This is a genomic window from Streptomyces sp. AcH 505 (assembly GCF_000818175.1).
GTDB lineage: Bacteria > Actinomycetota > Actinomycetes > Streptomycetales > Streptomycetaceae > Streptomyces.
This window is the reverse complement of record NZ_JTIY01000001.1, coordinates 5,902,405-5,909,665: the sequence shown is the minus strand read 5'-3', so window position 1 is coordinate 5,909,665 and position 7,261 is coordinate 5,902,405. Positions and strand designations below refer to the sequence as shown.

Annotated in this window: 7 protein-coding genes and 1 tRNA gene; 3 read left to right on the top strand and 5 right to left on the bottom strand. The window is 70.4% G+C overall.

Translation table 11 applies throughout. The annotated features are described in order from the left end of the window. Window positions 1-1,479, top strand: a 1,479-nt coding sequence (locus HY68_RS26465; RefSeq protein ID WP_041997233.1) for a helix-turn-helix domain-containing protein, incomplete at its 5' end; no start/stop codon positions are given. A gap of 32 nt (window positions 1,480-1,511) precedes the next feature. Here the strand turns inward: HY68_RS26465 and HY68_RS26460 are convergent. The 3 genes from HY68_RS26460 to HY68_RS26450 all read right to left on the bottom strand — a co-directional run bounded on the left by HY68_RS26460 (window position 1,512) and on the right by HY68_RS26450 (window position 4,090). After that, window positions 1,512-2,162, bottom strand: a complete 651-nt coding sequence (locus HY68_RS26460; RefSeq protein ID WP_198533433.1) for a hypothetical protein — start codon at window positions 2,160-2,162, stop codon at window positions 1,512-1,514. Between the two features lie 255 nt (window positions 2,163-2,417). After that, window positions 2,418-3,593 carry a glutathione-independent formaldehyde dehydrogenase gene (locus HY68_RS26455; RefSeq protein ID WP_041993234.1) on the bottom strand — a complete coding sequence of 392 codons (1,176 nt, stop codon included), beginning with the start codon at window positions 3,591-3,593 and terminating at the stop codon, window positions 2,418-2,420. Between the two features lie 423 nt (window positions 3,594-4,016). Then, window positions 4,017-4,090, bottom strand: a tRNA-Pro gene (locus HY68_RS26450). A gap of 156 nt (window positions 4,091-4,246) precedes the next feature. Here HY68_RS26450 and HY68_RS26445 point away from each other — a divergent pair. Together HY68_RS26445 and HY68_RS26440 are read left to right on the top strand one after the other, a co-directional pair. After that, window positions 4,247-4,759: a DinB family protein gene (locus HY68_RS26445; protein ID WP_041993231.1), complete on the top strand. Its 513-nt coding sequence runs from the start codon at window positions 4,247-4,249 to the stop codon at window positions 4,757-4,759. Continuing rightward, window positions 4,756-5,613 (top strand): aldo/keto reductase, encoded by an 858-nt coding sequence (locus HY68_RS26440; protein WP_107070131.1) that lies wholly within the window; start codon window positions 4,756-4,758, stop codon window positions 5,611-5,613. The genes HY68_RS26445 and HY68_RS26440 overlap by 4 nt, the downstream gene beginning before the upstream one ends. Before the next feature lie 53 nt (window positions 5,614-5,666). Here the strand turns inward: HY68_RS26440 and HY68_RS26435 are convergent, their stop codons facing one another. Continuing rightward, entirely contained in the window at window positions 5,667-6,632 is a 966-nt protein-coding gene (locus HY68_RS26435) for an alpha/beta hydrolase (RefSeq protein WP_041993228.1), read from the bottom strand. A gap of 64 nt (window positions 6,633-6,696) precedes the next feature. Beyond that, window positions 6,697-7,233 carry a GAF domain-containing protein gene (locus tag HY68_RS26430; protein WP_041993226.1) on the bottom strand — a complete coding sequence of 179 codons (537 nt, stop codon included), beginning with the start codon at window positions 7,231-7,233 and terminating at the stop codon, window positions 6,697-6,699. Window positions 7,234-7,261: the final 28 nt, after the last annotated feature.

The following is a 7,261-nucleotide window of genomic DNA, read 5'->3' as shown; positions in this document are numbered from 1 at the left end:
GACCGGCGGATCGACACCCTCGACGGCCGCAGCCGGAATCTGCACCAGCGGGACGGGCGGTGGACACGGGCCATCGCCCTGCGGCACCGGGACGCGTGCCTCGGCTATCTCGTCGTCCGCTCTCCGACCACGCCCTCGGCCGAGGAGACCGCGCTGACCGGCCTCCTCGCGCAGCAGACCGGGACCGCCCTCGCACGCCTCACCGGGCGCGAGGAAGAGCGGGCCCGCGCCGGCTCGGACGGAGACCTGCGGGAAACCCTGGAGGGCTCACCCGCCGCCGGCCTCGCCGCGGTGGTCTCCGCGCTGGCCTCCCGACTCGCCACCCACGACGCGCTCTCCCGCGCCGCCGCCTCCGGCGAGGGCGAGGCGGGGATCATGGAGGTCCTGCACGACCGCACAGGGTTCGCGGCCCTCGCCGAGGACCGCTTCGGCAACCTGCGGGCCTGGACGGGTCCCGGCCGGGGCGAACACACGGGCGGGCCGCGCCCGGGGGCGGGGAATCGCCGCCGGGAGGCCGCGATACATGACGCGCGACGCCAGGCCGGCGCCGTCCGCGACCGGGACCGGCTCCTCATGCCCGTCGCGATGGCAGGAGATCTGCTGGGCGTGGTCGCACTGGTCGATCCGGACCGGCGGGCAACGCAGACGGACACCTCGGCGCTGGAACAGGCTGCTCTGGTGCTGGCCCCCCTCCTCTCCCACGAGCGCGGGCTGGCCACGCTGGAGACCCAACTGCGCCATGACCTGGTCGACCGGCTGATCTCGGGTGAGGCGACCGACGAGGACTTCGGCCAGGCCGCGGTTCTGGGCCATGACCTGCACCGACCGCACAAGGTCGCCGTACTGGAGTGGTCCGGGACGGCCGAGCGGGCGGCACTCGGCAACGCGGTGGCGCGGGCGGCCGGGCGGCTGCGCCGGGACGTACTCGTCGGCTCCCGTGGCGCGACCACGGTCGTCCTGGAGCCCGGCGAGGACGGTCGTGCTCGGGAACGCGAGCTGTACAGGGCCGTCTCGGACGAACTCGGCACAGGGGCAGGGACGATCGGGGTCGGCGGCCAGTGCGACGTCATCACCGATCTGCCGCACTCCTACGACGAGGCCGTCCGTGCCCTCACCGTCCGCCGCCGTTCCCAGGACCCCTACGGCAGCACCGGCTTCGAGGAGCTGGGTCTGCGCCGCATGATGGGCACCGGCCAGGGCGAACGGGAAGCCGACCGCTTCGTCCGCGAATGGCTGGGCGGGCTGCTGGACTACGACGCCCGGCACCACACCGAGCTGGTCACGACGGTCTCGCGCTATCTGGAGAGCGGCGGCAGCTACGACGCGACCGCCAAGGCGCTCCTCATCCACCGCAGCACCGTCCGCTACCGCCTCCAGCGCATCCGCGAGATCACCGGCCACGACCTCTGCGACGGCGAGACGCGCCTCAATCTGCACATCGCCACCCGCATCCGGGACGTGCTCGACACACCGCGCTGAGTCCCGTGCGCGCCTGGTCGCCCCCCGGTGGCCTAACGAAGGACGCTGACCGCGCGGGCGATGACGAGTAGTGAGGTCAGCAGCGCGGCGATGCTCTGGATACTCATCATGACTTTGGCGCGGGCCGACAGCGGCATGGTGTCGGTCGGGCTGAAGGCGGCCGAGTTCGTGACGGACAGGTACAGGTAGTCCACCAAGGTGGGCATCCAGTCCGAGACGGCACTGGAGCCGTCCGCGACTTCCTGGACCGCGTCGCCGTTCTCGTCCTGGGAGAAGCGGAAGTCCGCCAGCGGCAGTTCGCCGCGTGGCAGCTGCGTACGGAGTACGGGACCGCCCCGGTCCAGTTCCCAGTAACCCAGGCCGAAGACGACGATGTTGGTGATCCAGACCTGCAATGCGGCTACCAACAGCGAACGGCCGTCCTTCACCCCGGCGTACAGCAGCTCGTGGATGAGCAGACCCAGCGCGAACAGGTTGCTGGCGGCGATCACCAGGACGAGCGTCAGCGACAGTACGCGGAAGATCGGCGTCTGGCGGGTCAAGCGCTTGGGATTGACCGCGATCAGGGGGACCAGCAACAGCACTTCCAGCGCCGGAAGCAGATAGCGCGGCGCGATCAGCAAGCGCTGCGGCAGAGCCAGGTACAGCACGATCGCGGTGAGCGTCGCGAGGACACCCGGCAACCGGGCCTCTCCACGACGCTCATGCCGAGGATGCCCGGCCCGGGCCTGGACGATCCTGCGCGTCATGGTGGGCGCGCTCCCCTGTTCGTCGCCTCCGGCCCCTTGCTGACGGGCCGTCACCGGGATCTAACCACCGAGAGTGCGACGGCCGGCGGACCGCCATCCCCTTTTTCGCACGTGGCGCGCATCGGGCGGCATCGAGACGACGCGCCCCGGCGGGCTGAGCCGGGGCGCGAGCAACCGCCGTCGGGCCTCTTACCTCCTGTGGCCGTTGGCGTGTCCGTCCGGATGCAGGATCACCTTGGTCCAGCCGTCGTCGCGGGCGTCGAAGTGCTCGTACGCCATGGGTGCTTCGTCCAGGCTGAGTTCGTGCGACACCAGGAAGCTCGGTGTTGCCTTCCCACCGGCGATCAGGTCCCGCAGCGCCCGGTTGTACCGCTTCACCGGCGCCTGCCCGGTGCCCATGTGCTGGCCCTTGAACCACATCATGCCGAAGTCGATCGGGATCTTGCCCTGCGCCTCCAGCTCCCCCTGGGCCTCGGTGCCGCCGGGGTCCTGGGGCAGGAACACGCCCACCACGCCGATGTCGCCGGTGAACCTGACCGTGTCGATCAGTCCGTTGAGCGTGAGGCTGGCGTCCTCGTGTCCCTGGGCGTCGTGTGCCTGGTAGCCGACGCATTCACAGCCGTTGTCGGCGCCCAGCCCGAGGGTGGCCTCCTTGACGACCTCCGCCGGCTCCTGCTCGGCGGTGTTGATCGGGATGGCCCCGATCTCCTCCGCCTTGCGCAGCCGGTCGGGCTGGTGGTCGGCCACCCAGACGCGGCCGGCGCCCTTGAGGATGGCGGAGTACGCCGCCATCAGCCCGACCGGACCGGCACCGAACACAACGGTCTGGTCGCCCGGCTTGACGTGGGCCATCTCGGTGGCGTGATAGCCGGTGGGGAAGATGTCGGCGAGCATCACATAGTCGCTCTGCCGCTCGGCGGCGTCCTCGCCCAGACGCAGCGCGTTGAAGTCCCCGTAGGGCACGCGCAGCAGTTCCGCCTGGCCGCCCTGGTAGGGGCCCATGTCGGCGAATCCGTAGGCGGCTCCGGCGAGGGCCGGTTCCGGCTGCATCGTCAGGCAGTAGTTCGTCAGACCCCGCTCGCACTGCTTGCAGAAACCACAGGCGATGTTGAAGGGCAGCACCACGTACTGGCCGACCTGGACCTTGCGGACGGCCGGGCCGACCTCGACGACCTGGCCCATGTTCTCGTGTCCCAGGGTGCGACCAGCCTCGAAGGACGTACGCCCTTCATACATGTGCAGGTCGGAACCGCAGATATTGGTGGCGGTGATCTTGACGATGATGTCGCAGGGGTGCTCGATCTTCGCATCCGGTACGTCCTTCACCGTGACCGTGCGCGCTTCTTCGTATACCGCTGCCTTCATGACCGCTCCTCGGGTGCGCGGCAAAACCCGCGGCACCGCACTGATGGAGACGGCGCAAAGAGCCTGACTTCCGGGAGTTGGTGCGACGGGGCCCATGGCTCCCGTACGCCTCTATGGCCGTTCACCGTTTCCGGTGGGACCGTACGCGCCGCCGCCGGTCCGTCGGGCGCACCCGGCGCTCCACCGGCGTACCGGCCGATCCCCTCGTCCACCACGCTAGTCGACCGCGCACCGAACGACCAGCGCGGTTGTCGGCTCCGGACACCCACACCGCACGACGAAAACCCCAACTCCGGTCATCTCCGGTGCCGCACTCTCCGTACGGCTCGGCGGTTCCTCACTGGTCCCCGACCGGTCCCCGAAAACGATCAAGGGCCGGTATCGGATTTCTCCGATACCGGCCCTGACCTCGACTCTTTCGAGTCGGGACGACAGGATTTGAACCTGCGACCCCTTGACCCCCAGTCAAGTGCGCTACCAAGCTGCGCCACGTCCCGATGCCCGTGTGACCTGGGGTTTCCCCCGGCTCGACGTGCATCAGAACAATACCGCACTCGGCCGGGTGCTCACTAACGGCATTCCGGGGGCGTCCCGTGCCGACAAGAGGGAACCTGGACAGGACGTACCGATCAGCATCAGGAAGGGAACCAGTCATGACCGCAAGCGGTGACCTGCTCATCGACGCCTTCGGCCGTATCCGTGAGCTCGTGCACAACGTGGTCGACGGAACGGCTCCCGATGACCTCGCCGCCCGGCTGGACGACGGGGCCAATTCGGTCGCCTGGCTCGTCTGGCATCTCACCCGGATCCAGGACGACCACATCGCCGGCCTCGCGGGGAGCGATCAGCTCTGGACGTCGCAGGACTGGTCGGAGCGGTTCGGTCTGCCGTTCCCGGCCGGCGCTACCGGTTACGGGCACTCCACGCGGGACGTGGCCGCGCTCGGGGGCGTGTCCGGTGAGCTGCTCGCCGGGTATCACGACGCCGTCCATGACCGGACCGTCGAGTACGTGGCCACGCTGAAGGACAAGGACTTCGAGCGGGTGGTCGACGACTCGTGGACCCCGGCGGTCACCCTCGGGGTAAGGATCGTCTCCGTCATCTCCGACGATCTCCAGCACGCCGGCCAGGCGGCCTTCATCCTCGGTGTGCGGGGGCGGCAGTGAAGAAGCGCCGTATCGGCTCAGTGAAGGTGAGCGCGATCGGGCTCGGCGGTATGCCGATGTCGATCGAGGGGCGGCCCGACGAGGCCCGCTCCATCGCCGCCGTGCACGAGGCGCTGGACTCCGGGATCACCCTCATCGACACCGCGGACGCGTACCACCTGCACGCCCACGAGGTGGGGCACAACGAGGCGCTGCTGGCCAAGGCCCTCGCCTCGCACGACCGCGGTACCGACGTCCTCATAGCCACCAAGGGCGGGATGACCAGGCCGGGCGACGGTTCCTGGGACGTGGACGGCTCCCCCGCCCACATCAAGGCGGCCTGTGAGTCCTCGCTCGGCCGGCTGGGGGTCGACGCGATCGGGCTCTACCAGCTGCACCGCCCCGACCCCAAGGTGCCGTACGAGGAGTCGGTCGGCGCGCTGCGCGACCTGCTCGACGCGGGCAAGATCCGGCAGGCGGGCATCTCCAACGCGAATCCGGAGCAGATACGGGCGGCGAACAAGGTGCTCGGCGGGCGGCTCGCCTCCGTGCAGAACCAGTACTCGCCCGCCTTCCGCTCCAGCGAGGCCGAGCTGAAGCTCTGCACCGAGCTGGGCATCGCCTTCCTGCCGTGGAGCCCGTTCGGCGGCATCAAGCAGGCCGGTGACCTCGGCTCCCGGTTCGCGCCGTTCGCGAAGGTCGCCGAGGCCCACGGGGTGAGCCCGCAGCGCGTCTGTCTGGCCTGGCTGCTGGCGAAGTCGCCGGTCGTCGTCCCGATCCCCGGATTCAGCCGGCCCGAGACCGTACGCGACTCGGTCGCCGCCGTCGGGCTCGTACTCACCCCGGCCGAGCTGGCGACGCTGGACGCCGCCTGACCGCGCCGCGCGCCCGATCGCGCCCCCACACCTGACCGGCCGGCTCAGACGCGTCAGACGTGCGCGTCGAGCCAGTCGGTCAGGTCCCGGTGCACCTCGTCGCGGTTGGTCTCGTTCAGGATCTCGTGGCGGGCGCCCGGGTAGCCCTTCCAGCTGAGGTCCTCGACACCCGCGTAGCGGAAGTCCTCCAGCAGTTCGTAGATCAGCGTCATCCGCTGGTTGCAGGGGTCCTCCTCGCCCGCAGCGACATGCACCGGCAGGTCGGCGGGCATCCGGGCGACGGAGCGGGGGTCGTTGATCTTGCGGACGGCGTGCAGCCAGTCCAGGGCAAGACCCGCGCTGAAAGGGAAGCCGCACCGCTCGTCCGCCACATAGGCGTCGACCTCCGCCTCGTCGCGGGAAAGCCACTCGAAGCCGGTGCGGTGCGGGAACGGATCGTTGAACGAGGCGAAGAGGCCAGGGATGTACGGGGAGTGCGCCGCCCTGCCGTGCTCGGCGATCTCCTGCTCCAGACCGGCGAGCGAGGTGTCGATCTCTGCGCCCGGCAGGGTACGGAAGGCGCCGGTGAGCACGAGCGCGGTCAGATCGTCCGCGTACTCCTGCGCGTAGTCCCGGGCCAGCATCGAGCCCATGCTGTGGCCGAGGAGCACCACCGGCACCCCCGGGTACAGGGTGCGGGCCTGGTCCCCTGCCGTCTTGAGGTCCCTGACGATGGCCCGCCAGCTGCTCGGGGGGTCGTCGTCCGCGCTGTCGGCACTGTCGCCGGTGTCGGGTTCGGTGACCCCGAGACCGCCGGTTGAGGTGGCCGTGGCGCCGTGCCCGCGATGGTCCGTGGCGACCACCCCGTACCCGTGCTCCAGCAGATGCCGGGCGAACCGGTCGTAGCGCAGGGCGTGCTCGGCGGCGCCGTGGGCGATCTGTACGAGGGCACGCGGCCTGCCGTTGTCGGGGAGCCAGGTGTACGTGGCGATCTGGATGCCGTCGTGGGCCGTGAGCAGCCCCGGTTGGTATGCCGTCATCGGCGGCGTCTTCCCCGTACCTGTCCGTCCCATGCCGTCCCGTGCCCGGGTTGCTCCGGATGCCTCAGATACCGCCGTCCTCCCGGTGGTGGATCTGCCGGACGAGTTCGGCGGCGACGGACTTGACCAGGTCCAGCCCCGGCCGGCCCCAGCGCCTCGGCTCGGTGTCGGACACGCAGACCGTGCCGAGCGCCAGCCCCGTACGGTCGACGAGCGGCGCCCCGAGGTACGAGCGGATGCCGCTCTCCTCCACGAGGGGGTTCCCGGCGAAGCGGGGGAAGTCGGCCACGTCCTCCAGGACCAGGGCCTTGCGCCGTACCACCACATGCGGGCAGAAGCCGTGGTCGCGGGCGAGATAGCGGTCGGCGGGCGCGCCGGGCGGCGTGTGTAGCCCGGCGAAGAACTGTCGCTCCTCGTCGATGAAGTTGACCATCGCGTACGGCGCCGCCGTCTGCTCGGCCAGCTGTCTGGCGTACGCGTCGAACGCCGGCTCGGGCCGCTGCCCGAGCCCGAGGGTGCGCAGCCGCCGCACCCGGTCCGGCGCCTCCTGGTCGACGGGGGTGAGCAGTAACCGGCTGAGCGGGTCGTACCCGCGCCTCATGCGGACGCTCCGTCGCTCGGCTCGGCGG

Excerpts from the sequence above, each read along its gene's own strand:
- HY68_RS26435 (WP_041993228.1), bottom strand. The coding sequence starts at position 6,632 with ATGACGGCATACCAACCGGGGCTGCTCACGGCCCACGACGGCATCCAG.
- HY68_RS26430 (WP_041993226.1), bottom strand. The coding sequence starts at position 7,233 with ATGAGGCGCGGGTACGACCCGCTCAGCCGGTTACTGCTCACCCCCGTC.
- HY68_RS26445 (WP_041993231.1), top strand. The coding sequence starts at position 4,247 with ATGACCGCAAGCGGTGACCTGCTCATCGACGCCTTCGGCCGTATCCGT.
- HY68_RS26455 (WP_041993234.1), bottom strand. The coding sequence starts at position 3,593 with ATGAAGGCAGCGGTATACGAAGAAGCGCGCACGGTCACGGTGAAGGAC.